Raw genomic sequence first — 24,656 nt, forward strand, 5'->3', positions numbered from 1 at the left:
GAGCACCACGGCCGCCCGGGAGCACCACGGCCTCGGGTGCCTGCGCTGTCCCGCGCGGAGCGCGGCGGCGCGCCGGCGGGGCCGGTGACCACCGGACCGGCACCGGGGCCGGCGCGGCGGACTCTGACCATCCGCTGACGGAAGCGCCGCGGCCCTCCTCCACCGGGCCGCGGCGCTCTACTGTGGTGACATGTCCGACGATGATCTGTGGGCCGCCGTCGTCGCGGCCGACCTGTGCACGCTCGCCACGATCAGGAAGGACGGGCGTCCCCAGCTCTCCGACGTCAACTACACGGCCGACCCGGCCACCCGCGTGCTGCGCGTCTCCACCCGCAACAACCTCGCCAAGGTCCACAACCTGCGCCGCGACCCCCGCGCGACGCTGCGGGTCGGCCCGCCCACCGGCGGCTACGTGGCCGCCGACGTCACCGCGTCCTTCTCCCCGCCGTCGGCCGACGAGCACGACGCCACGGTCGAGGAGCTGATCGAGGTCTACCGCCTGATCGCGGGCAAGGAGCACCCCGACTGGGACGACTACCGCCGCGCGATGGTGGCCGACGGCCGGATCGTGCTGCGCCTCACGGTCGAACGCCTCTACGGCTGGACCATGTCCTGAGCCGGCGCCCCGACCCGCTCCCGGCCACCGGCGGCCGGACCCGCCGCGAGCGCCGACCGGCCACACCCGCGCCCAAGAGCACCCCGCTCCCAAGAGCGGACGGATCACACCCGCTCCTGAGCGCCGCCGGCCCGCAGCCGTGCCCAAGAGCCGGCGGGCCACACCTTCGCCCAAGAGGCGACGGACCACACCCGCTCGTGAGCGTCGACGGGCCGCACGCGCTGCCAAGAGCCGACGGCCGCACCCGCTCCTGGGCGGATGCCTGACCGGGGCCCAGCCGCGTGTCGCGCGCGGAGGCAGGTGACGAACCCCGGCACCGCAAGCGCCAGGGGATCCGGGGGGCTAGGCGGAAACCCGTCCCCGTCGGAGGCAATCGACGCCGGCCGCGGCCGCTTGAGGATTTCTTGATCGCGGGCTCGTGCCGGCCGCCCCGCGAGCGGGTGTCCCGCGGGTCACGATCCTGACTCCGCCCGGCGGAACCCCTCAAGTTTCGGGCCGGGTGTTCCGATGTCGGCAAGTGCGGCCGTCTCGCACCGGGACGGCTTCACGAACCGGAGTCGACCTTGAGGGCACCCACCACGGAACCGCCGGCGGCGGACCGGCGCCGGCCGGGTGCGCGGCGCCGCTGGGCCCGTCTGTGTGTCGCCGTCGCCGTGGTCTCGGCTGGTTTCGGCGTGGTCCTCGGCACCGCGGCGGGTGGCCCGGACGTCGCCAAGACGATCTCGAACTTCGGCCTCTGCGCCGCGGCCCTGTGCGCCGCCGTCGCCTGCCTGATCCGGGCCACGACGCTGCGGGGCCGCATGCGCGCGGCCTGGATCCTGGTCGGGCTGGGGGTGCTCTCCTGGGCCGGCGGGCAGGCCTGCGCCGTACGGCTGGACCTGCTCACCGGCACCGTCCCGCTGCCGTCGGAGGCGGACATCGGCTATCTCGGCATGGTCGTGCTCGCCTCGGCCGGCCTGTTCGTGTTCCCGGCGGCCGCGCAGACGCTCGCCAACCGGGCCCGCAGCGTGCTCGACGGGCTGATGGTCGCCGTCTCGCTGATGCTCGTCGCGTGGATCTTCGTGGTCCGCCCGCTCATCGAGGCCGGTGGCGACAGCACGCTCGCCCTTGCCGTGAGCCTGGCCTACCCGCTGGGCGACGTCGTCATGATCACCATCGTGGTCTACCTGCTCGTCCTGCGGCGCCGCGGTGGGCACACGCTCGCGGAGCTCGCGCTGGTCGGTGCGGGCATCGTCGCGTTCGCGGTCTCCGACATCGAGTACGCGTACCTGAACCTGATCGGCGCGTACTACCCGGGTGACGTCACCGACGTCGGCTGGTTCGCGGGGTTCGCCCTCATCCTGCTCGCCGCGGCGCGTCCCGCCGCGCACGGGCACCGGATCGCCGGGGAACCGGTCACCGGCCGGCAGCCGCTCGGCGTGCTGCTGCCGTACGTGGCGGTGCTCGCCGCGCTGCTCACCAGCGTGCTGTGGTTCGCGCGGACCGGGCACACCAGCGCGTACGTGGAGTACAGCCGCTCGGCGGTGATCCTGCTGATGGTCGGCCGCCAGCTGCTCACCCTGCTGGAGAACCGGGGCCTGACCCGCCACCTGGAGGCCCGCGTCGCCGACCGCACCGCCGAGCTGTACGCCCGCGAGCAGCGCTTCCACGCCCTCGTCCAGCACAGCTCCGACGTGGTGACGGTGGTCGGCACCGACGCCGAGGTGCTCTACCAGAGCGAATCCGTGCAGCGCGTGTTCGGCTACCCGGCCGAGGTACTCACCGGCCGGCGGCTGACCAGCATCATCGACGCGGAGTCGGCCGCACGCCTGGCCGCCGCCCTGCGCTCGGTCGGCAGCCGCCCGTACGCGAGCACGGTCCTGGAACTGACCGTCCGGCACCGCGACCGCCGGCTGCGGCAGGCCGAGATGACCATCACCAACCTGCTCGACGACCCGTCCGTCGGCGGCCTGGTGATCAACACTCGCGACATCAGCGAGCGTAAGGAGCTGCAGGAGCAGCTCGTGCACGAGGCGTACCACGACTCGCTGACACAGCTGGGCAACCGCGCGCTCTTCCGGGAGCGGGTCGCCGAGGCGCTGCAGGAGCGGCCGGCCGACGGCGACGTGACCGTGCTCTTCCTGGACCTCGACGGGTTCAAGGAGGTCAACGACAGCCTCGGTCACCTCGCCGGCGACAAGCTGCTGGTCCAGGTCGCCGACCGGCTGCGCGGGTCGGTCCGCGAGGGCGACATGGTGGCGCGCTTCGGCGGGGACGAGTTCGCGGTGCTGATCGCCTCGGAGCTCGGCTCGGGCGACGCCGAGGGCGTGGCGCGGCGCATCGTCGACGGGCTGCACGAGCCGTTCCGGGTCGACGAGCGCGACCTGCACGTGCGCGGAAGCGTGGGGCTGGCGGCGTACGCGGCCCTCGGCGACGACGCCGCCCGGGGCTCCCACGCGGAGGCGGCCGACCAGCTCATGCGCAACGCCGACCTGGCCATGTACCGCGCCAAGCACAGCGGCGGCAGCGGCTTCGCCAGCTACCACCCGCAGATGCTGGCCGGCCTGGTCGAACGCCTGGAGCTCGAGGCCGACCTGCGCCTCGCCCTGGCCCGCGGCGAGCTGACGGTGCACTACCAGCCGACGATCGACATGAACGACAGCCACGTCGCCGGCTTCGAGGCGCTGGTGCGCTGGCAGCACCCGGTACGCGGCATGATCTCCCCGCTGGACTTCATCCCGCTGGCCGAGGCCACGGGCCTGATCGTGCCGCTCGGCCGCTGGGTGCTCGCCGAGGCGTGCCGGCAGGCCGTGCAGTGGTCCCGGGAGACCGGGCGGCCGCCGGTGAAGATGGCCGTCAACGTCTCCGTACGCCAGTTCGACCACAGCGACCTGGCCGCGATGGTCCGCGAGGTGCTGACCGAGACCGGCATGCCGGCCGACAAGCTGTGCCTCGAGATGACCGAGAGCGTGCTGATGACCGACACCGAGGAGAACCTGGCGCAGCTCGTCCGCCTCAAGGCGCTCGGCGTCACCCTGGCGATCGACGACTTCGGCACCGGCTACTCGTCGCTGGCGTACCTGCGCCGGTTCCCGGTGGACACCCTGAAGATCGACCGCTCGTTCGTGGAGCGGCTGGGCGAACCGGGTGACGACGCCGCGCTCGCGGGCACGATCGTCCAGCTCGGCCAGAGCCTCGGCATGTCCACCGTGGCCGAGGGCATCGAGGAGTACGGCCAGCTCGCGGCGTTGCGCGAGATGGGGTGCACGTTCGCCCAGGGGTTCTACTTCTCCCGGCCGGTGCCCGCCGGCGAGGCCGGGCGCCTGCTCGCCGAGAGCGCCGCGGTCCGCCCCTGCGCCTGACCCGCGGCGGCCATCGGTCACCATGAACGCGTGGGCGACCTCTTGATCAATCTTCTGGCCAGCGTCATCGCCGGCTCGGCGGTGTGGCTGGCCCAGTTCGCCATCCGGCGCCGCCGGCTGGAACGCGAGCGCGCCTTCTTCGGCCTCACCGCGGGTGCGACCAGCCTGCTGGTCGCCTCCCGGCACGCCTCGTCGCCCCGCGAGGAGAGCATCCACCGCCGCGACGTGGCCGCCCTGGTCGAGCTGGCGACGATCGTCCGCGAGTGCGGCGCCCGCGCCGACCTGGTCGGCGGCGGGCAGCCCGTGCACGAGCTGGGCCGCGTCGCCGAGTTCTGCGTCGGCGGCCCGGGCGCCAACCCGCGGGCCGGCACCCACCTGCGGGCGGTGCTGCACGGGCTCAGCTACACGGTGTTCGAGTGGCCCGCGCACGGCGACGGCGCCAAGCTCGCCTTCACGGTCGGCGGCCACGAGTACGTCCACACCCCGCAGACCGGGTACGCCGTCCTGGCCCGCTTCTGGGGCCCGGCGGACGGGCGGCCGGTGTTCTACCTCGGCGGGCTGACCGCCGGCGGCAACCTCGCGACGGCCCGCTACCTGGCGAACCACCACCGGGAGCTGTTCCGGCGCTACGGCGCGGACCGGCCCTTCTGCGTCGTGCTGCGGATCCGGGAGCCGGCCGCGTACGGCAGCGACCTCACCGAGATCGTGGCCGATGTCAGCGAGGTGGCCTTCACCGCGCCGGTGGCACCTGCGCCCGCGCAAGAATGACCCATTTCCCCCGGGATCGCGCGTAATCTCCGCATATGGGGACGACAACGGGGGACACACTGACGGCCGGCAACGAGGCCCTGTACGAGGCCGCGTTCCGGACCGGCGACTACACCCAGGCCGAGGCGACCTTCACCGGCCTGCTGGACGAGGCCCGGGCGGCCGGCGACCGGGCGCTGGAGGCGGCGGCCCTCGACCGGCTGGGCATGCTGGCCCACTTCCGCGCGCTGGAGAACGACCTGGCCGAGGCGGACAGCGGCACCGAGGAGCGCCTCTTCCGGCAGGCGCTGAGCATCCGCCGCGAGCTCGGCGACCCGGCCGGCACGGCGGAGTCGCTCTTCGGCCTCGGTCTCGTGCATCAGGTGCTGCACAACGACTGGGAGGCGGCGATGGCCTGCTTCACCGAGGCGCTGGAGCTGGCCGAGAAGCACGGCGACCTGCTGCTGCGCTCGGAGGTGCACCGCCACATCGGCTTCTATCACGCCAGCGGCGACCTGGAATCGGACCTGGCGCTGCACCACCTGAGGATCTCCCACGAGCTGCGCCAGGAGCTCGGCGACCCGCGCTGGATCCCCGGCGGCACCGTGGCGCTGGGCCTGGCGGAGCTGGCCGACGGGCTCCGCGACCAGGGCCTGGCCCACGTGCGCGAGGCCCTGCGCCAGGCCCGCGAGGCCGGCCTGAGCACCCGGCGCATCGGCTGGATCGAGCAGTTCCTGCGCGAGGCCGAGGCGTCGGTCGATCTTCCATGATTGGAAAGGTCGCCGCCGGGGAAAGCGGCGCTTGTGCTGAAACGTTGGATACCCGCGGTGCTGCTCCTGCTGGGCGGCTGCGCACCGGCCGCGGAGCGCGGTGAGGCGGCCGCCGACGTGGCGGTGCAGCTGCTGACGGCCGTGCAGAGCCGGGACGGAGCCGCGGCCTGCGCGACGCTCGCCCCGGAGACGCTCGCCGAGGTCGAGGAGTCGGCCGGCGAGTCCTGCGCGGCCGCGATCCTCGACGAGGACCTGCCGTCGCCCGGCACCGTCACCGGCACGGACGTCTACGGCCAGTGGGCCCAGGTACGCCTCACCGACGACACCGTGTTCCTCGCCGCCTTCCCCGGCGGCTGGCGGGTGGTCGCCGCCGGCTGCACGCCGCGGGACCAGCGGCCGTACGACTGCGCCGTGCAGGGAGGCTGACCCATGCGGGCACTGTTCATCCTGTTGCTTCTCGTCGTCGGGTCCGGCCTGGCCTACTTCATCGCGCTGGGGGTGCTGCACCGGTGAAACGCTTCGTCCGCGAGAACGCCCTCGGCCTCACCTTCGGCCTGCTGTTCCTCGCCGTGCTCGTCGGCCAGGCCTTCGCCGGCCTCGCCGACTTCAACCAACGGCAGCTCGCCGAGGGTCTGCCGGGGATCTCCCTGGGCCGCTACGTCACCTCGGCCAGCTTCGCCACGGACGTGGCCGAGAACTGGCAGTCGGAGTACCTTCAGTTCTTCCTCTTCATCTTCCTCACCGTCTGGCTCGTGCAGAAGGGCTCGCCGGAGTCCAAGAGCCTGAACCAGGTCGGCCTGGAGTCGGACGAGGACCAGAAGGTCGGCGCCTACGCCGACGAGAACTCCCCCGCGTGGGCGCGGGCCCGCGGCGTCAAGCTGTTCCTCTTCTCGAACTCGCTGGGCTTCGTCATGGGCGCGATCTTCCTGCTGTCCTGGCTCGCGCAGTTCATCGCGGGGCGCGCCGCCTTCAACGAGGAGCAGCTCGGCAACCTCGAGGATCCGCTGAGCCCGGCGGAATACCTGACGGGTCCGGACTTCTGGAACCGTACGCTGCAGAACTGGCAGTCCGAACTGCTCGCGGTGGCCTCCATGGCCATCCTGGCCATCTATCTGCGCCAGCGCGGCTCGTCGCAGTCGAAGCCGGTCGGCTCCGCGCACACCGCCACCGGCGTGGAGGGCTAGCTCAGCCGGTCAGCAGGCGGCCGACCTGCGCCGCCCGGTCCGGCCCCAGCGCGGACCGCAGGGCCTCGGCCGTCTCCTCGGCCGTCAGCGCGCCCGAACCGATGGCGTCGAGCGCCGTCCGGGCGGTGACCTGCGCACCCACCGGGGGCGGCGGCGCGCCCTGCAGCAGAGCGTCCACTCCGGCCCGCACCTGGTCGACCCGGTCGCGGATCTGATAGCCCACGATGGACGCCACGATCGCGCGGTTGAGCGCCCACGCGGCGCCCACCGTCGGGTTGCCCGCGGCGTCGGCGCCGGGGTTGACGATGCCGCCCGGGGGCACCTTGCCGCTCGCGTCCTTGCCCGGGTCGTAGGTCAGCACCGCCCGGGCGAGGGCCTCCCGGCCGGCGGCGCTGCGTGCCCATTCGGTCATCCAGGCGATGAACTCGCTCTTGGTCACGTCGTCCTCCTCGAGCAGCCCCCACGGGCTGGTGTCGCGCTCCTGTGCGGCGGTGTAGCGGGCGCTGAAGTGCGCGTGCCCGGTGTGCGCGTTGGCGCCCGTATAGGCGCGCGCGGTCCAGCCCCACGTACGGGACCAGATGCGGCGCTGGTAGATGACGTTCTGCAGCCGGTCGTCGCGACCGTCGCGGTGGCGCCTGACGATGACGCCGACACACCGGGCCATGGTCCAGCCCGGCCGGCGCAGATCCTTGTCCACATCGATCGCGTGCACCTCGTTGACGCGGTCGCTGTCCTCGTCCGGGGTCCTGCCGGTCTCGTCGGGATTGTGGTCGGACGGGTTCCCCGCATGCGACCGGTCGCCGATCGTGCCGTCCGAGGCCTTGCCGCGGTCCGGTGCCAGCCGGTCGAACTCGGCGCGCAACGACACCAGGCACGGCACCAGAATCCAGCCGGCCATCCGGTTCCTCCTCATCTGAGGCGATAGGAGCGATGATGGCGCACCCCGGGGCCTTCCGGGTACCCCGGTCGGGCGACCGCGGGCCGGGTTCACCCGGCAACCCCGCCGGATCCACCGGCCGGGACGCCTCCTCGCGATCCTGAGTTATCCTCTCGATCCGATGACTACGCCCACCTCTCCCTCCGCCGGGGTGTACCACTCGCGCTCGAGGGTCACCCGCAACCGGGTCGCGCTCACCGCGGCCGGGCTGGCGCTGGTGGCGTTCGGCTACCTGCTCGGCCGGCTCCAGGGCGGCGACGCCGACCCGGCCTCCGCGGCGGCCGCACCGCCGGCTCCCGTTCCCGCGGTCTCCTCGGCGGCCGCCACCCCGGCGCCCTCGGCGCCACCCTCCGCCGCCACCCCGGATCCCTCGGCGCCACCTTCCGTCCCGGCCTCGGCGCCGGCGGGCGGCATCGACGCGTACACCGTCATCCAGGCCGAGGACGCGACCAGCCAGCAAGGCACCGAGCCCGAGGACACCGAGGACGAGGGCGGCGGCCGGAACGTCGGCTGGATCAACAACGGCGACTGGCTGCGCTTCGACGGGGTCGACTTCGGCACCACCCCGGCGACCCGGTTCGCCGCGCGGGTCGCCTCGGACGTCGGCGACGGGGTGACCGGGCAGGTGGAGATCCGCCTCGACAGCCCCGCCGGCCCACCGGTGGGCAACCTCACGGTGGGCAACATGGGCGGCTGGCAGAACTGGCAGACCCAGTCCACGGTGATCACGCCGGTGACCGGGACGCACGCGGTGTACCTGACGTTCGTCTGCCAGACCGGCGCCGAGTTCCTCAACCTGAACTACTTCGCCTTCGGCCGCTGAGGCACCCGCGCGGATCACGTCGCGCATATGTACGACTAGTCAGGTTTCAGGGTAAGGCGATGCTCACCCCACCAAGGCAGAGACAAGTCATGGCGCTGAGAGATGAGCCGGATCTCGGCGTTGATGCTTTCGAGCCGGGGAACTGGACCAGGCCACCACGTCCTCGAAGTCGCTGGTGTGCCGAGCGCCGGGTCGGGCGCACAGCACCTGCTCGGTGCGGACACGGCCGCAGTGCCGCCACCGCCGTGAGGTGTCATATCGAGCTCGCGTCGCGGTCGAGCACGGGCACACCATCCACCGACGGCGTCGACGCAGATGAATGATGAGCCCCCGGTCGGCACATGCCACCGACTCCACCGAGGCTCCGGGCAGCGCCGGAAGGCGGTGGAACGCCGTGGTAAGTCGCACACCGCCACCCGACGAGCGCGCACCGACGGCCGCCTTGGCCGACGCGGCGGCTTCCGAGGCTTCAGGAAAGTTTGAGCACGACGTACTCGACGTTGCCGGTCTTGACGGTTTCGACGTGCTCGAAGCCGCAGCGCCGAAGTAGGCGAAGCGACACCGTGTTACTCACATCGGTGTCGGCGTAGAGCGGACGGAACCGCTCCCGTTCGAGGAACTGCCGCAGCGCCTCGGTGCCGATCCCTCGGCCCCAGAACTCACGGCCGAGCCAGTAGCCGATGGTGCGCCGGCCGTCCTGCCACCAGGCAACGACGTTTCCTGCAGTCTCTCCGTCCACGGTGACTGTTCGGGAATCGACGGTGTCGTCGCCGAGGATCCGCTGAGTCCAGTGGTGTACGAATTCCGCGCGGCTGCGAGGAGTGAAGTTCGCGCGGCGGGCAGCCTCAGGGTCCTGTTCTTGGGCGAAGAACACGTCCACGTCGGCCAGGGCGGGCTCACGCAAAGCCACCTCGAGGTCCATGCGCCTCATTATCGGCTCCCGGCGGTGTGTCCGCGGGACGCGAGCCGCCACAGGCTGGCTCTGCTCGCGAGTTGCAGACTCTGGCGCGAACCGTGTGATGCCCAGCAGCATGTCGCTGTATTGGACCCTCAAGAGCCAGGTGCGCTCCAGGCCAGCCTGGTCCGCCTGACCTTCGACGCAACCGTGACGGCCACAAGCGTCAGGAACAGCAGCGCCAAGGCGACCACCAGTGGATTGACGAAGGCGGGTACCAGATCAGGCCCGCAGCCGGTGTCATGATGACCGAGCCAGCTCATGGATGGCGATCGGGTGCCGCGATCGATCACGAAAGGCGCGCCGGAGCCGCGGAGCCCGAGGAGTCGCACATATGTTCTAAGATGGCGCCCGTGGCTGATCGGGCGACCATCCTGCACGCCGACCTGGACTCGTTCTACGCGTCGGTGGAGCAGCGTGACGACCCGGGCCTGCGGGGCCGGCCGGTGCTCGTCGGCGGCGGCGTCGTGCTGGCCGCCAGCTACGAGGCCAAGGCCTGCGGCGTGCGTACCCCCATGGGCCTCGCCCAGGCGCGGGCGCTGTGCCGGGGCGCGATCGTCGTCCCGCCCCGGATGCCGGCCTACTCGGCGGCGAGCAAGGCGGTCTTCCGGGTGTTCCGCGACACCACGCCGATCGTCGAGGGCATCTCCATCGACGAGGCGTTCCTCGAGGTCGGCGGGCTGCACCGGATCCGCGGCACGCCCGCCGAGATCGCGGCGGCGCTGCGGGCGCAGGTGCGCGAGCGGGTGGGCCTGCCGATCACCGTCGGGGTGGCCCGCACTAAGTTCCTGGCGAAGGTGGCCAGCGGAGTCGGCAAGCCGGACGGGCTGCTCGTCGTGCCGCCCGGCGAGGAGCTGGCGTTCCTGCACCCGCTGCCGGTCGAACGCCTGTGGGGGGTCGGCCCGGTCACCGCGGGCAAGCTGCGCGACCGGCAGATCCGCACGGTCGGGCACGTGGCCCGGATCGGCGAGGCCGCCCTCGTCGCCATCCTCGGCGCCCACGCCGGGCGGCACCTGCACGCCCTGGCGCACAACCGCGACCCCCGGCGGGTGCGGGTGGGGCACCGGCGCGGCTCGATCGGCTCACAGTGCGCCCTCGGGCGCCGGCCGCGCCCGTTCGCGGAGCTCGACGCGACACTCGCGGCGCTGGTCGACCGGGTGACCCGGCGGATGCGGGCGGCCGGACGCGCCGGCCGGACGGTGACGCTGCGGCTACGGTTCGGCGACTTCAGCCGGGCCACCCGGTCCCGCAGCCTGCTCAAGGCGACGATGCAGACCCGGGCGATCCTGGAGACCGCCCGCGCGCTGCTGGCGGCCGCCCGGCCGCTGATCGAGGAGCGCGGCATCACGCTGGTCGGGGTCGCGGTGGGCAACCTGGACAGCGACGGCGCGGTGCAGCTCGAGCTGCCGTTCGAGGACCCGCACGACGACGGCCTCGACACCGCGCTCGACGCGGTCCGGGACCGGTTCGGCTCGGGCTCGGTCACCCGGGCCGCGTCGCTGGGCCGCGAGCTGCACCCGTCGGTGCCCCTCCTGCCGGACTGAGCAGGTGGCACCCGGCCGGCACCGCACTCGCCCGCCCCTCCGGGAGGACGGGCAGGCGGGTGGGGCAGACTGCACGGCGTGCGGAAGATCTACGTCATCGGGATCGGGGCCGGCGACCCCGACCACCTCACCCTGCAGGCAGCCAAGGCGATCGGCCGGACCGACGTGTTCTTCCTGCTCGACAAGGGCGAGGCCAAGGAAAGCATGATCGAGCTGCGGCGCGGGATCCTCAAGGCGTACGGGAAACCCGGCCGCCGCGTCGCCGAGGGCCGCGACCCCGACCGCGACCGCACCCCGGCCGACTACGAGGGCACCATCGCCGACTGGCGGCACCGCCGCTCCGAGGTGACCGAGGCGCTGATCCGTGAGCACCTGCTCGACGGCGAGACCGGCGCCTTCCTGGTCTGGGGCGATCCGTCGCTCTACGACTCCACCATCGCGATCCTCGACGAGATCCTGGCCCGCGGCGGCACCCGCTTCGACTACGAGGTGATCCCCGGCATCAGCAGCGTCTCGGCTCTCGCCGCCAAGCACCGGATCGGCGTCAACCGGATCGGCCGGCCCTTCCAGGTGACCACCGGGCGCCGCCTCGCCGAGGAATGGCCCGCGAACGTCGACGACGTCGTCGTGATGCTCGACGCCCACCAGACCTTCGGCGCCGTCGACGCGCAGGACGTCGACATCTACTGGGGCGCCTACCTCGGTACCCCGGACGAGCTGCTCATATCGGGCCCGCTGGCCGAGGTGGCCGACGAGATCCGCCGGGTCCGCGCCGAGGCCCGCGCCCGGCACGGCTGGATCATGGACACCTACCTGCTGCGCCGCCACCCGACCGGCTAGTCGTCGCCCTCCAGGTCGCCCTCGGTCTCCAGGTAGACCTGCTGCAGGGCGGCGAGCGTCTGCGGGTCGGGTGCCGCCCACAGCTTGCGGTCGGCGGCCTCCAGCAGGCGTTCCGTGATGCCGTGCAGCGCCCACGGGTTCGACTGGGTCATGAACTTCTGGTTCTCCGGGTCCAGCACGTACGTCGCCGCAAGCTGCTCGTACATCCAGTCGGCGACCACGCCCGCGGTCGCGTCGTAGCCGAAGAGGTAGTCGACCGTCGCCGCCAGCTCGAAGGCGCCCTTGTAGCCGTGCCGGCGCATCGCGGCGATCCAGCGGGGGTTGACCACCCGGGCCCGGAAGACCCGGGCGGTCTCCTCGGTCAGGCTGCGGGTGCGTGCGGCGTCCGGGTTGGTGGAGTCGCCGATGTACGCGGCCGGCGCCCGGCCGGTCAGTGCCCGTACGGTGGCGATCATGCCGCCGTGGTACTGGAAATAGTCGTCGGAGTCGGCGATGTCGTGCTCGCGGGTGTCGATGTTCTTCGCCGCCACCTCGATGCGCCGGTACGCGGTCTCCATGTCCGCGCGCGCCTCCACGCCGTCGAGGTCCCGGCCGTAGGCGAAGCCGCCCCAGACCGCGTACACCTCGGCGAGGTCGGCGTCGCCCCGCCAGTTGCGGCTGTCGATCAGCGGCAGGATGCCGGCGCCGTACGCACCCGGCCGGGAGCCGAAGATGCGCGTGGTGGCCTGCCGCCAGGTCCTGCCCTCCCCCGCGTCGGCCAGCGCGTGTGCCCGCACGAAGTTCTGCTCCGGCGCCTCCTCCAGGTCGGCGACCAGCGTGAACGCGTCGTCCAGCAGGGCCACCACGTGCGGGAAGGCGTCCCGGAAGAAGCCGGAGATGCGCACGGTCACGTCGATGCGCGGGCGGCCCAGCTCGGCGAGGTCGATCGGCTCGATGCCGGTGACCCGCCGGGAGGCGGCGTCCCAGACCGGGCGTACGCCGAGCAGCGCGAGGATCTCGGCGATGTCGTCGCCCGCGGTCCGCATGGCGCTGGTGCCCCAGGCGGACAGGCCGACCGACCGCGGCCAGTCGCCGTAGTCGTCGCGGTAGCGCCTGAGCAGCGACTCCGCCATCGCCTGGCCGGTCTCCCAGGCCAGCGCGCTGGGGATGGCCTTGGGGTCCACGGAGTAGAAGTTGCGGCCGGTCGGCAGCACGTTGACCAGCCCGCGCAGCGGCGAGCCGCTGGGCCCGGCCGGCACGTACCCGCCGTCGAGGGCGTGCAGCACGTTCGTCAGCTCGTCGGTGGTCCGCGACAGCCGGGGCACGATCTCCGTCGCCGCGAAGGTCAACACGTCGCGTACCCGCGGGTCGTCGGTGAGGTCCGGGACCTCGGCGGGCCAGCCGGCCTCCTCCATGGCGGTGACCAGCTCCCGGGCCCGGGCCTCGACCGCGTCGGTCTCGGCGGTGGAGGCGTCCTCCCGCAGGCCGAGCGCCTCGCGCAGGCCGGGCAGCGCCGCGACCTGACCGGCCCACATCTGCCGGGCACGCAGCATGGCGAGGACCAGGTTGATCCGCGCCTCGCCGGTCGGCGCGGCGCCGAGCACGTGCAGGCCGTCGCGGATCTGCACGTCCTTGACCTCGCACAGCCAGCCGTCGACGTGCAGGAGGAAGTCGTCGAACTCCTCGTCGCCGGGACGGTTCGCCAGGCCCAGGTCGTGGTCCATCCTCGCGGCCTGGATCAGGGTCCAGATCTGCGACCGGATCGCCGGCAGCTTCGCCGGGTCCAGCGTGGCGATGGTCGCGTGCTCGTCGAGGAGCTGCTCCAGCCGGGCGATGTCACCGTACGACTCGGCGCGCGCCATCGGCGGGATCAGGTGGTCGACCAGGGTGGCGTGGGCCCGGCGCTTCGCCTGGGTGCCCTCGCCGGGGTCGTTGACCAGGAACGGGTAGATCAGCGGCAGATCGCCCAGCGCGGCGTCGGTGCCGTCCGCGGCGGACATGCCGACGTTCTTGCCCGGTAGCCACTCGAGGTTGCCGTGCTTGCCCACGTGCACGACCGCGTGCGCGCCGAACTCGTCGGCGAGCCACCGGTACGCGGCGAGATAGTGGTGGCTCGGCGGCAGGTCCGGATCGTGGTAGATCGCCACGGGATTGGCCCCGAAGCCCCGCGGCGGTTGCACCATGACCACGGTGTTCTCGTCGCGCAGCGCGGCGAGCACGATGTCGCCGCCGTCCACATAGAGCTCGCCGGGCGGCGGGCCCCAGTGCCGCTCCATGGACTCCCGCAGGTCGGCGTCGAGCGTGGCGAACCACGCGGCGTACGCCTCGCCGCTGATCCGCACGGTGTTGCTCTCCAGCTGCTCCTCGGTCAGCCAGTCCGGGTCCTGCCCGCCGGCCGCGATCAGCGCGTGGACGAGCGCGTCGCCGTCCTGCTCGCCGACCCCGGGGAAGGAGCCGATCCGGTAACCGCGCTCACCGAGCGCGGCGAGCAGCCGTACCGTCGAGGCGGGCGTGTCCAGCCCGACCGCGTTGCCGATCCGGGAGTGCTTGGTGGGATATGCCGAGAGCATGACCACGATCCGGCGCTCGGCCGGCGGCACATGCCGCAGCCGGGCGTGCGCGACCGCGATGCCGGCCACCCGCGCGGCCCGCTCCGGATCCGGCACGTACACCGACAGGCCGTCCGGGTCGATCTCCTTGAAGCTGAACGGGACGGTGATGATCCGGCCGTCGAACTCGGGGATGGCGACCTGCGTCGCGGCGTCCAGCGGGGACAGCCCGTCGTCGCTGGCCTCCCACGCCTCGCGGCTGCTGGTCAGGCAGAGCCCCTGCAGGATCGGCACGTCGAGGTCGGCGAGTACCCCGACGTCCCACGCCTCGTCGTCACCGCCGGCGGAGACCGTGGCAGGCTTCGTGCCGCCTGCGGCGAGCACGGTGACGACCAGCGCGTCCGCCTTGCGCAATTCGGCCAGGAGCTCCGCCGATGCCGTACGCAAGGAAGCGGTGAAGATCGGCAGCGGCCGGGCACCCTTCGCCTCGACGGCCTGGCAGAGCGCCTCGACGAACGCCGTGTTGCCGGCCATGTGGTGGGCGCGGTAGTACAGCACGGCGACGGTCGGGCCGCTGGTCTGCGCGGTCCGGCGCTCCAGGATGCCCCAGTCGGGTGCGGGGGCCGGCGCCGCGAAGCCGTGGCCGGTGAGCAGGATGGTGTCCGACAGGAAGTCGTGCAGGGCGGCCAGGTTGCCCGGGCCTCCGTGCGCGAGGTAGGCGTGCGCCTCGGCGGCGACGCCGGCCGGCACGGTGGAGAGCTTCATCAGCTCGGCGTCGGGCGCCTGCTCGCCGCCGAGCACGACGACCGGCACCGGCCCGGCGAGCAGCGCGTCGAGCCCTTCCTCCCAGGCCCGGCGCCCGCCGAGGATCCGCACGACGATCAGCTCGGCGCCCTCGGTGAGCGCGGGAAGATCGCCGACCGCGGTGCGCGCGGGGTTGCCCAGCCGCCAGGCGCGGCCACTGGCCCGGGCGCTGAGCAGGTCGGTGTCGGACGTCGACAGCAGCAGAAACACGGCTCTCCCCTCAGGGTCCGCGCCCTGGGTCGAAGGAATCACGGCGACCGGAGTTCCTGGCTCCCGGGCTCGGCAGAACCCGGTGACAGTGGCGGGACCGCGCCGGACTCGCACCGGCTTCCTCCGCGGCGTCGCCGCACGTGGACTCCCACTCTGCCGACCGCGCCAGCCGGAGTCAACGTGACGCCGTGTGACGGCCCCGACCGGTCCGCGTCGCGCGCCCGCCGTGACGCTCCGACCGGGCCCGCGTAACGGCCTGACGTGATGATCCGACCGGCTCGCGTCGCGGCCTGATGTGACGATCCCGACCGGCCCCGGGGATCTGTCGGACCCGATCCGTAGTATCCGGGCCGTGTCCTTGCCCCCCGACCGTCCCGGCAACGACGCCGGGACGCCGCCCGGCGCTGCCGGTGCCTCTGACGCTTCCCCCGCGCCCGGCATGTCGGCTGCGCCCGGCATTCGCCCCGGGCCCGGCCTTTCGCCGGCGCCCGGCTTCTCCCCGGCGCCCGGCTTCTCCCCGGCGCCCGGCTTCTCCCCGGCGCCCGGTGCGGTCGGTGGCGTCCGCGCCGACTTCGATGCCTGTCCGGGGGCGTTGCGGCTGCACGAGGCTGCCGACGGGCCGCTGGCCCGGGTGCGCATCCCCGGCGGGCGGATCACCGGCACCCAGCTCGCAGCGCTGCGGGCGCTGGCCGAGGAGTGGGGCGACGGGCACGTCGAGCTGACCAGCCGCGCAAACCTGCAGCTGCGGGCGTTGCGCGGCGTCGCGCCGGCCCGGCTCGCCGAGCGGCTCGCGGCGGCCGGGCTGCTGCCGTCGGCGACGCACGAGCTGGTCCGCAACATCGCGGGATCGCCGCTGCTGGAGGATGCCGCGCCGCTCCGGGCGCTGGATGAGGCGCTCTGCGCCGACCCGGCCCTCGCCGCCCTGCCCGGCCGGTTCCTGTTCGCCGTCGACGACGGCACCGGCGACGTGGCCCGATCCGCCGACGTGGCCGCGCTGCCGATGCCGGCAGGACCGAGGGTGGCCGTGCTCCTCGCCGGGCGAGACCTGGGTCTGCGGGTGCGTCCCGACCAGGTGGTCGGCGCGCTGCTGGCGGCGGGCCACGCGTTCCTCACGCTGGCGGCGCACGACGTCGGCTCCGGCCGGCGGCCTCCCTGGCGGGTGCGCGAGCTGACCGACGGGCCGGCCCGGATGGCGGCCCACACCGCGGCGGCGCTGGGCGTGCCCCTCGGCGAGCCGGATCCTGACCTGCTCCGGCCGCCGGTCCGTTCACCCCGGTCGGCCGGGACATCCGCGCCCCTTCTCCGGGAGCCGCTCGGCGTCATCCCCCAGCGCGACGGGCGGCGGGCCGTCGGCGCGCTGGTGCCGCTGGGCCGGCTCGGCGGCGACGCGCTGCGCGCGCTGGAGTCCGCGGAGACGGTCGTCGTCACGCCGTGGCGTGGGGTCGTGGTGCCCGGCCTGCCCGCGGACGGCGCCGGGACGTGGATGCGTAAGCTCGCCGGGGCCGGTCTGGAGACCGCCGCCGGATCGCGGTGGACCGGCGTCACCTCGTGCGCCGGACGGCCCGGATGCGGCAAGGCGCTGGCGGACGTGCGCGCGGACGCCGACGCGACGACGCGGCCCGGTGCCGGGCTGCCGGTGCACTGGGTGGGCTGCGCCCGAGGGTGCGGCAGCCCGCAGGGACCGCACGTGCGGGTCGAGGCCACCGGCTCCGGCTACCTGGTGCGCCGCGCACCACTGCCCGATCAGCGGACGGCGGACGGCCGGGTGCCGGACGCCGCGCGGACGGCGGACGGCCCGGCGCCCGACGCCGCGCGGACGACGGACGGCCCGGCGCCCGACGCTGCGCGGACGACGGACGGCCCGGCGCCCGACGCTGCGCGGACGACGGACGGCCCGGCGCCGGAAGGCGCGCGGGCGGCGGCGGTGGACGACGAAGGGACGGCGGGCGGCTCGGTGCCGGTCGCTGAGGTGGCGGCGCTGGTCGCGGCCGTGAGGAAGGGCTGAGATGGAGTACGTGCGCGACGGCGCGGAGATCTATCGGCGGTCGTTCGCGACCATCCGGGCCGAGGCCGACCTGTCGCGGCTGCCGGCCGATGTGGCGCGGGTCGCCGTCCGCATGATCCATGCGTGCGGGATGGTGGACCTGGTCGACGACATCGGGTACAGCCCGGGGGTCGTGACCGCCGCGCGCAAGGCGTTGCTCGACGGCGCGCCGATCCTCTGCGACGCCGAGATGGTGGCTTCCGGGGTGACCCGCAAGCGGCTGCCCGCCGGCAACGAGGTCGTCTGCACGCTGCGGGATCCGGCCGTACCGGCGCTGGCCGCCGCGATCGGCAACACCCGCAGCGCCGCCGCGCTGGACCTGTGGGGCGACCGGCTCGGCGGGGCCGTGGTGGCGATCGGCAACGCGCCGACCGCGCTGTTCCGGTTGCTGGAGATGGTGGCGGCGGGGGCAACCCGGCCCGCCGCGGTGCTGGGCATCCCGGTCGGGTTCATCGGCGCCGCCGAGTCGAAGGACGCGCTCGCCGAGTCCGGGCTGGAACATCTGATCGTCCGGGGCCGGCGGGGCGGCAGCGCGATGACGGCGGCGGCGGTCAACGCCCTCGCCTCGGAGGAGGAGTGACGGTGGCGGGTCGGTTGTACGGCGTCGGGCTCGGCCCGGGCGACCCGGAGCTGGTCACCGTCAAGGCGGCACGGCTCATCGGGGCGGCGGACGTGATCGCGTACCACGCGGCCCGGCACGGGCGCTCGAACGCGCGGGCGATCGCGGCGGCCTACCTGCGCGAGGGGCAGATCGAGGAGCCGCTGATCTATCCGGTCACCACCGAGACCACCGACCACCCGGGCGGTTACCAGGGGGCGATCGACGAGTTCTACGCGGCGAGCGCCGAACGGCTCGCGGCGCACCTGGACGCCGGGCGCGACGTGGTGGTGCTGGCCGAGGGGGACCCGTTCTTCTACGGCTCGTACATGCACATGCACAAGCGGCTCGCCCACCGCTACGAGACCGCGGTGGTGCCCGGCGTGACCTCGGTGAGCGCCGCGTCGGCGGTGCTCGGGCGGCCCCTGATGGAACGCGACGAGACGCTGACCGTCCTGCCGGGCACGCTGCCGCCGGCCGAGCTCGCCGCCAAGCTGGCGGGCACCGGCTCCGCCGCGATCATGAAGCTGGGCCGCACCTTCGCGGGAGTCCGCGAGGCGCTGGAGCGCGCCGGCCGCCTCGACGACGCCTGGTACGTCGAGCGGGCCACCACCGACCAGGAGCGCCGCGGCCGGCTGGCCGACGTCGACCCGGCCACGGTGCCCTACTTCTCCCTGGCCCTGCTCCCCAGCACCGCCGCCACCGCGTTCATCGAGTCCGGCACCGCACCGGCGGAGGTCACCCCGGCCCCCGCGACGGACGCCACCTCCGCGCCGGACGCCCTCGCCGCGACCGGCACCCCCACCGCTCCCCCGGCGACGGGCACCCTTGCCGCGCCGTCCACCGGGGACGCCTCCTCCGCGGCGGAGGAGTTCCCCGGGGTGGGTGCCGGGGGCCGGGGCGGGCAGGTCACGGTCGTCGGGCTCGGGCCCGGGGCGCGGGAGTGGCTCACCCCGGAGGCGCACGCCGCGCTCGCCGAGGCGGACGACGTCGTGGGCTACGGACCCTACGTGGCGCGCGTTCCGGCGAACCCGCGGCAGCGGCGGCACGCGTCGGACAACCGGGTCGAGGCCGAGCGGGCCGCGTTCGCCCTGGATCTGGCGAAGCGCGGGCGGCGGGTGGCGGTCGTGTCCTCCGGCGATCCCGGTGTGTTCGCGATGGCCGCGGCGGTGCTGGAGGTCAGCGAGGACCCGCAGTGGAAGGACGTGCCGGTCCGCGTCGTGCCCGGCCTCACCGCGGCGCAGGCGGTGGCGAGCCGCGCGGGCGCACCGCTGGGCCACGACTTCTGCATCATGTCGTTGTCGGACCGGCTGAAGCCGTGGGAGATCATCGCGTCCCGGCTGTCCGCCGCCGCGGGCGCCGACCTGGTGATCGCCCTCTACAACCCGGCGTCGCAGAGCCGCAAGGAACAGCTGGTCCGGGCCCGGGAGCTGCTGCTCGAGCACCGCGCCCCGCAGACGCCGGTGGTGGTCGGCCGGGACGTGGGCGGTCCGGAGGAGACGGTGCGGGTCACCACGCTCGGCGACCTCGACCCGGCGACGATCGACATGCGCTGCCTGCTGATCATCGGCTCCAGCCGGACCCGGGTGGTGAGCCGCGGCGACGGCGCCACCCACGTCTACACGCCCCGCAGCTACCCCCGCTGAGCGCGCGCCCCGCAGCTACCCCCGCTGAGCGCGCGCCCCGCAGCTACTTCCGCAGAGCGCACGGCCGCGCAGCCACCGGCGCCGGGCGCGCCGCCCCGCAGCTACCCCCGCTGAGCGAGCCAGGCCACGGCCTCGTCGACGGTCGCGGCGGTCGCCACGTCCGCGGGCAGGGGCGGCCGGTCGACCATCACGACCGGAAGCCCGAGTTCGCGGGCGGCGTCGAGCTTGGCGGCGCCGCCCCCGCTGTCCTTCGTGACCAGCACCTCGATGCGGTGCCGCCGCAGCAGTTCGCGCTCGCCGTCCACGGTGAACGGGCCGCGGTCGAGCAGCACCTCGAGGCGCCGCGGCAGCGGCGGGGCGGGCCGCTCGACCGAGCGGGACAGGAACCAGCACCCGTCCAGGGCGGCGAACGCGGCGATGCTCTGCCGTCCGGTGGTCAGGAAGACCCGCTCGCCGAGGCCGGGCACGAGCGCCGCGGCGGCGGGTAGATGGGGCACGCGGTGCCACACGTCGCCCGGCCCCGAGCGCCATCCCGGGCGGCGCAAGACCAGCAGCGGTACCCCGGTCTGCGAGGTCGCCGCCGCCGCGTGCGCGGTCATGGTCGCGGCGAACGGATGCGTCGCGTCCACCACGGCGCCGATGCGCTCCGTGCGCAGGTAGCGGACCAGACCCTCGACGCCGCCGAAGCCGCCGATGCGCACCTCGCCGGCGGGCAGCAGCGGCCGGGACGTCCGCCCGGCGAGCGAGCTGATCACGGGTACGCGCCCGGCGAGCGCCCGCGCCTCGGTGGTTCCCCCGAGCAGGAGGACCCGCCCGGTCAGCTCCGGCATCGATCGGTCGAGTACAGGTGGCTGTCCGGGAACTGCGACGCGGTCAGCGCCGCACCGACCACGATGACGGCGGTGCGCTTGATGCCCGCGTCGATCACCCGCGCCGCGATGTCGGCCAGCGTGCCGCGCAGGACGACCTCGTCGTCGCGGCTGGCCCGGGCCACCACCGCGACCGGGCACTCCCGGCCGTAGTTCGGTACGAGCTCGGCGACCACCGCCTCGATCCGCTGGACGGCCAGGTGCAACACCATGGTGGCGCGGCTGGCGCCCAGGGTGGCGAGGTCCTCCCCCGGCGGCATCGCGGTGGCGCGTTCCGCCGTACGGGTCAGGATCACCGTCTGTGCCACCTCGGGCACGGTCAGCTCGCGGCCGAGGGAGGCGGCCGCCGCGGCGAAGGCCGGCACGCCCGGGGTCACGTCGTAGGGCACGCCCGCGGCGTCGAGCCGGCGCATCTGCTCGGCCACCGCGCTGAAGACCGACGGGTCGCCGGAGTGCAGCCGGGCCACGTCCTGACCGGCCCTGGTGGCCTCGACCATCTCGGCGACGATCTCGTCCAGGTCGAGGTTCGCGGTATCGACCAGCCGCGCGCCCGGCGGACACGATCCGAGCAGCTCACGCGGGACGAGGCTGCCCGCGTACAGGCAGACCGGCGCGGCGGCGATCAGCCGCTGCCCGCGTACGGTGATCAGGTCCGCGGCCCCGGGACCCGCGCCGATGAAGTGCACCGTCACGGCTTGACCACCGACCAGATCGTCACCGGCATCATCGATCTCCATCCTGTGAACCCGCCGACCGGCGACGCCCGGCTCACCGCGACCCGGGTGAGCTCGCCGCCGAGCTTGGCGTACCAGGCGGCCAGCACCGCCTCCGACTCCAGCGTGACCGCGTTCGCGACCAGCCGCCCGCCCTCGGGCAACGCGGCCCACGCGGCCTCCAGCACGCCGTCGCGCGTCACGCCGCCGCCGATGAAGACCACGTCGGGCGTGGACAACCCGGCCAGGGCGCCGGGTGCGCGACCGACGACGACCTCCAGCTTGGGTACGCCCAGAGCGGCTGCGTTCGCCTCCACGCGCGCCGCCCGCTCGGGCGAGGACTCGACCGCGACGGCCCGGCAGGCGCGATGGCTGCGCATCCACTCGATCGCGATGCTGCCCGACCCGGCGCCGACGTCCCAGAGCAGTTCGCCGGGCTGCGGGCCGAGCATCGCCAGCGTCACCGCGCGCACCTCACGCTTGGTGAGCTGCCCATCACTTTCGTAGGCGTCGTCGGGCAGTCCGGGGGTGAGCGGCAGCCGGGCACCGCCCCGGCCGCACTCGATCGCCACCACGTTGAGCGGGTCCAGCCCGGTGAGGTCGACGGTCGCCGCCGGCCCGCGGACGCTCGCCTCGTCCTCGCCGCCGAGCCGGGAGAGGACCGTCACGGTGCTGTCGCCGTACCCGCGGCTGGTCAGTAATGCGGCCACCTCGGCCGGGGTCGACGCGTCCCGGCTCAGCACCAGGATCCGGCGGCCCGGATGGACCAGCGGGTGCAGCTCCTCGACCCGCGCGGTGACCAGGCTGAGCACGTCGACGTCCGCGAGCGGCCAGCCCAGCCGGGCGGCGGCCAGGGAGACCGACGACGGATGCGGGATGACGCGCACCTGACCGGCATGGCGTCGCAGGGTGGCGCCGATGCCGTGGAACATCGGATCGCCGCTGGCCAGCACCGCGACGCGGCGGTCGCGGTGCGCCTCGAGCAGGCCCGGCAGGGCGGGCAGCAGCGGCGACGGCCAGGCCACGCGCTCACCGGCGACCTGCGGCGGCAGCAGGGCGAGCTGGCGGTCGCTGCCGAGGATCACGTCGGCGGCGGTGAGCGCGGCGGTGGCCGTACCCGTCAGACCGGCCCAGCCGTCGGCGCCGATGCCGACCACGGTGAGTCCGGCGGGGTTGTCAGTCACGCCGGTGACGTTAGCCGGTCGGGTTGTCCGGCCCGGTTTCCGGCTCCGGGTGAGCCGGTCGGGCCTTTTTTCGCTCCGCGTTGAGCCTTCCCCCGCCGCTCCGCGTAGTACCCCTCGACGGCCTGCGCAGACAGGGCCGTCCTGTGGGCCGCCGGGGGGCGGCCCGGCGACGGATGACGACTGCCGGGCGGGTGAGAGCCGATGGCGCGACCAGGGCCGACGATGTTCCAGACCTTCGAGGACCAACGCCCCGCCCGGGACTTCTGGGAGCAACCGGACCTCAACGAGGGCGTGCCGCGCGGCGACATCCTCGTCGAGGCGCCCGGCGACCCGACCGGCTGGCAGGGCTCCGGCCCCGCGATCGTCACCGATGACCGCCCGCCGGCCGAGGCGACCTCCGGCAACCGGCTGCTCACGGTGCTGCTGTTCTTCGCCGGGCTGGCCACCAGCGTCGCGCTGTGGCTCTTCGAGACCGAGGCGGGTGCCATCCAGGACACCGCGGCGCTGATGATGGCGGTGGGCCGGATCACCGGGCTGGTGGGCGGGTACGTCCTTTTCATCCAGCTCCTGATGATGAGCCGGGTCTCGTTCCTCGAGGACTGGGTGGGTGCCCGCGACCTGCTGCGCTGGCACCGCTGGCTCGGCACCTCCCTGGTCGTGCTGGTCGGCGCGCACGTCGTGTTCATCGTGTACGGCTACGCGATGACCAGCGAGACCGGCGTGGTCGACCAGGGCTGGACGATGATCACGACCTTCCCGGACATGATCGGCGCCACGGTCGCCACGGGCCTGCTGGTCTTCATCAGCCTCATCTCGATCCGCGCGCTGCGGAGCAAGATGCCGTACGAGCTCTGGCACCTGATCCACCTGAGCGCCTACCTCGTGCTGCTCCTCGGGTACGGCCACCAGGTCGCGATGGGCGCCAACCTCGGCGGCGACTTCGCCGACGTCTTCTGGCCGGCGCTCGGCGCGCTGGTGATCGCGGCCCTGGTCTGGGGCCGCCTCGTCGAGCCGGTCTGGCTGAACACGCGGCACCGCTTCGAGGTGGCCGAGGTGGTCGCCGAGGGCACGAACACGTTCTCGATCTACATCGACGGCAAGAACCTGGACAAGCTGCCCGCGCAGGCCGGCCAGTTCATGCGCTGGCGGTTCTTCACCGGCAACGGCTGGTGGCAGTCCCACCCGTTCTCGCTCTCCGCGGCACCCAACTCGCAGTGGCTGCGCCTGACGGTCACGGCCGTCGGCGGCCACACCGCCAAGCTGGCCGAGATGGAGCCCGGCACGAAGGTGTGGGCGGAGGGACCGTTCGGCACGTTCACCGCGCAGCGCCGTACCCGCCGCCGCGCCCTGCTCATCGCCGGCGGCAGCGGCATCGCCCCGATCCGCGCCCTGCTGGAGGACATGCCGCCGGACACGATCGTGATCTACCGCGCCAGCCGCCCGGACGAGCTGGTCTTCCGCGAGGAGCTGGAGGACCTGGCGGAACGCCGGGACGCGTGGGTCCGCTACATCGTGGGCTCACGCAACGACCCCGGCCCGCGCCGGCTGTTCACGGCGAACGGCCTGCTCGGCCTGGTGCCGGACGTCAACCGGCGCGACGTGTACCTGTGCGGGCCGCCCGGCCTGGTGGACGCCGCGGTGCAGACGCTGCGGGAGCTCGAGGTCCCCGACAGCCAGCTACACCTGGACCCCTTCGAGTTCTGAACCGTCTCCGCGTCGGTTCCGTGCTTCCCATTGTGAGTCCCGTCCCCTGTCCCCTCGATTCGTGAGCCTCGGGAGTTTTCATGCGACGCAGCACCGCAGCAGCCGTAGGAACGTTGACCGGCGCCGCCCTGATCGTGGGCGTCCGGCTGAGCGTCTCCGCGCCGGCCGCCCCGGTGGCAGCTCCGCCCGCCGTCGACCTGGCCGGTTCGGGGCAGGACGCCTCCACGCCGGGCAAGAAGCCGGGCAAGAAGCCCTCCGGCTCCGAATCGTCCGAGGACTCGAAGGAGGAGTCGTCGGAAGGCGCCGCCGGAGGCAGCGGCATGAAGGACGGCGTCTACAAGGGCTCGGCGGTCAAGAACCCGTACGGCACCGTCCAGGTCTCCATCAAGATCGAAGAAGGAAAGATCACGGCGGCTGACGCCACGTACCCGACGACCGCGGACAGCGCCACCATCAACCCGCCGGCCGTCGGGGCCCTGAACGAGTCGACGGTCAAGGCGCAGAGCGCGGAGGTCGACGCGGTGTCCGGGGCGACGTTCACCAGCGAGTCGTACGCCAAGTCGCTCCAGGCTGCCATCGACCAGGCGAACGCGTAGAGT

General features: G+C 73.7%; 20 protein-coding genes and 1 riboswitch. Of the genes, 14 read left to right on the forward strand and 6 right to left on the reverse strand.

All coding sequences use genetic code 11. From position 1 onward, the window contains the following. The first annotated feature begins 190 nt into the window (after positions 1 to 190). The 6 genes from IEY99_RS13370 to IEY99_RS13395 all read left to right on the forward strand — a co-directional run bounded on the left by IEY99_RS13370 (position 191) and on the right by IEY99_RS13395 (position 6,658). Positions 191 to 616 carry a PPOX class F420-dependent oxidoreductase gene (locus tag IEY99_RS13370; RefSeq protein WP_189202933.1) on the forward strand — a complete coding sequence of 142 codons (426 nt, stop codon included), beginning with the start codon at positions 191 to 193 and terminating at the stop codon, positions 614 to 616. Positions 617 to 1,179: 563 nt separating this feature from the next. Then, entirely contained in the window at positions 1,180 to 3,957 is a 2,778-nt protein-coding gene (locus IEY99_RS13375; protein ID WP_189202934.1) for a putative bifunctional diguanylate cyclase/phosphodiesterase, read from the forward strand. Between the two features lie 30 nt (positions 3,958 to 3,987). Further along, a complete protein-coding gene (locus tag IEY99_RS13380; RefSeq protein ID WP_189202936.1) occupies positions 3,988 to 4,725 on the forward strand; it encodes a hypothetical protein in 738 nt (245 codons plus the stop codon). A gap of 35 nt (positions 4,726 to 4,760) precedes the next feature. Further along, entirely contained in the window at positions 4,761 to 5,474 is a 714-nt protein-coding gene (locus IEY99_RS13385; RefSeq protein WP_189202938.1) for a tetratricopeptide repeat protein, read from the forward strand. Between the two features lie 57 nt (positions 5,475 to 5,531). Then, a complete protein-coding gene (locus IEY99_RS13390) occupies positions 5,532 to 5,900 on the forward strand; it encodes a hypothetical protein (RefSeq protein WP_229798606.1) in 369 nt (122 codons plus the stop codon). An 83-nt stretch (positions 5,901 to 5,983) separates the two neighbouring features. Continuing rightward, positions 5,984 to 6,658 carry a DUF6766 family protein gene (locus tag IEY99_RS13395; protein ID WP_189202939.1) on the forward strand — a complete coding sequence of 225 codons (675 nt, stop codon included), beginning with the start codon at positions 5,984 to 5,986 and terminating at the stop codon, positions 6,656 to 6,658. 1 nt (position 6,659) lies between these two features. Here IEY99_RS13395 and IEY99_RS13400 read toward each other — a convergent pair whose 3' ends face one another. Further along, positions 6,660 to 7,556, reverse strand: a complete 897-nt coding sequence (locus IEY99_RS13400; RefSeq protein WP_189202941.1) for a hypothetical protein — start codon at positions 7,554 to 7,556, stop codon at positions 6,660 to 6,662. 160 nt (positions 7,557 to 7,716) lie between these two features. On the opposite strand from IEY99_RS13400, the gene IEY99_RS13405 reads away from it, so the two are divergent. Then, positions 7,717 to 8,418 (forward strand): carbohydrate-binding protein, encoded by a 702-nt coding sequence (locus tag IEY99_RS13405; protein WP_189202943.1) that lies wholly within the window; start codon positions 7,717 to 7,719, stop codon positions 8,416 to 8,418. Positions 8,419 to 8,887: 469 nt separating this feature from the next. On the opposite strand, the gene IEY99_RS13410 is transcribed toward IEY99_RS13405, so the two are convergent. Continuing rightward, a complete protein-coding gene (locus tag IEY99_RS13410; RefSeq protein ID WP_189202945.1) occupies positions 8,888 to 9,340 on the reverse strand; it encodes a GNAT family N-acetyltransferase in 453 nt (150 codons plus the stop codon). Positions 9,341 to 9,726: 386 nt separating this feature from the next. Here IEY99_RS13410 and dinB point away from each other — a divergent pair, with 386 nt between their 5' ends. Next, positions 9,727 to 10,917: a DNA polymerase IV gene (gene dinB, locus IEY99_RS13415; RefSeq protein WP_229798608.1), complete on the forward strand. Its 1,191-nt coding sequence runs from the start codon at positions 9,727 to 9,729 to the stop codon at positions 10,915 to 10,917. Between the two features lie 78 nt (positions 10,918 to 10,995). After that, on the forward strand, positions 10,996 to 11,757 hold the full coding sequence (gene cobF / locus IEY99_RS13420; RefSeq protein WP_189202949.1) for a precorrin-6A synthase (deacetylating): 762 nt from the start codon (positions 10,996 to 10,998) through the stop codon (positions 11,755 to 11,757). Here cobF and cobN read toward each other — a convergent pair. After that, a complete protein-coding gene (cobN, locus tag IEY99_RS13425; protein ID WP_189202951.1) occupies positions 11,754 to 15,299 on the reverse strand; it encodes a cobaltochelatase subunit CobN in 3,546 nt (1,181 codons plus the stop codon). The two genes, cobF and cobN, sit on opposite strands and share 4 nt — an antisense overlap. A gap of 50 nt (positions 15,300 to 15,349) precedes the next feature. Next, a riboswitch (cobalamin riboswitch) is annotated at positions 15,350 to 15,423 on the reverse strand. A gap of 228 nt (positions 15,424 to 15,651) precedes the next feature. Between cobN and IEY99_RS13430 the strand changes: the two genes are divergently transcribed. From IEY99_RS13430 to IEY99_RS13440, 3 genes are read left to right on the forward strand one after another with little or no spacing between them, the layout of a single operon-like run. Further along, positions 15,652 to 17,304: a ferredoxin-like domain-containing protein gene (locus IEY99_RS13430; protein WP_229798610.1), complete on the forward strand. Its 1,653-nt coding sequence runs from the start codon at positions 15,652 to 15,654 to the stop codon at positions 17,302 to 17,304. 1 nt (position 17,305) lies between these two features. Next, the gene (locus tag IEY99_RS13435; protein WP_189202953.1) at positions 17,306 to 17,923 is read left to right on the forward strand and encodes a precorrin-8X methylmutase; all 618 of its coding nucleotides are present in this window, start codon (positions 17,306 to 17,308) and stop codon (positions 17,921 to 17,923) included. 2 nt (positions 17,924 to 17,925) lie between these two features. Further along, entirely contained in the window at positions 17,926 to 19,587 is a 1,662-nt protein-coding gene (locus tag IEY99_RS13440) for a precorrin-2 C(20)-methyltransferase (protein ID WP_189202955.1), read from the forward strand. 101 nt (positions 19,588 to 19,688) lie between these two features. Here the strand turns inward: IEY99_RS13440 and IEY99_RS13445 are convergent, their stop codons facing one another. Genes IEY99_RS13445 through cbiE form a run of 3 tightly spaced genes read right to left on the reverse strand, consistent with a single transcriptional unit; the run spans position 19,689 to position 22,353 of the window. Further along, positions 19,689 to 20,417: a cobalt-precorrin-6A reductase gene (locus IEY99_RS13445; protein ID WP_189202957.1), complete on the reverse strand. Its 729-nt coding sequence runs from the start codon at positions 20,415 to 20,417 to the stop codon at positions 19,689 to 19,691. Next, the gene (gene cobM / locus IEY99_RS13450) at positions 20,405 to 21,193 is read right to left on the reverse strand and encodes a precorrin-4 C(11)-methyltransferase (RefSeq protein ID WP_229798612.1); all 789 of its coding nucleotides are present in this window, start codon (positions 21,191 to 21,193) and stop codon (positions 20,405 to 20,407) included. Before cobM ends, IEY99_RS13445 begins: the two co-directional genes overlap by 13 nt. Continuing rightward, on the reverse strand, positions 21,145 to 22,353 hold the full coding sequence (gene cbiE, locus IEY99_RS13455) for a precorrin-6y C5,15-methyltransferase (decarboxylating) subunit CbiE (RefSeq protein ID WP_189202959.1): 1,209 nt from the start codon (positions 22,351 to 22,353) through the stop codon (positions 21,145 to 21,147). The genes cobM and cbiE overlap by 49 nt, the downstream gene beginning before the upstream one ends. Before the next feature lie 201 nt (positions 22,354 to 22,554). On the opposite strand from cbiE, the gene IEY99_RS13460 reads away from it, so the two are divergent. After that, positions 22,555 to 24,057 carry a ferredoxin reductase family protein gene (locus IEY99_RS13460; RefSeq protein ID WP_229798615.1) on the forward strand — a complete coding sequence of 501 codons (1,503 nt, stop codon included), beginning with the start codon at positions 22,555 to 22,557 and terminating at the stop codon, positions 24,055 to 24,057. 80 nt (positions 24,058 to 24,137) lie between these two features. After that, entirely contained in the window at positions 24,138 to 24,653 is a 516-nt protein-coding gene (locus IEY99_RS13465) for an FMN-binding protein (RefSeq protein WP_189202961.1), read from the forward strand. Positions 24,654 to 24,656 lie beyond the last annotated feature (3 nt).

The sequence above is a fragment of the Couchioplanes azureus genome, assembly GCF_014648355.1.
GTDB lineage: Bacteria > Actinomycetota > Actinomycetes > Mycobacteriales > Micromonosporaceae > Actinoplanes > Actinoplanes azureus.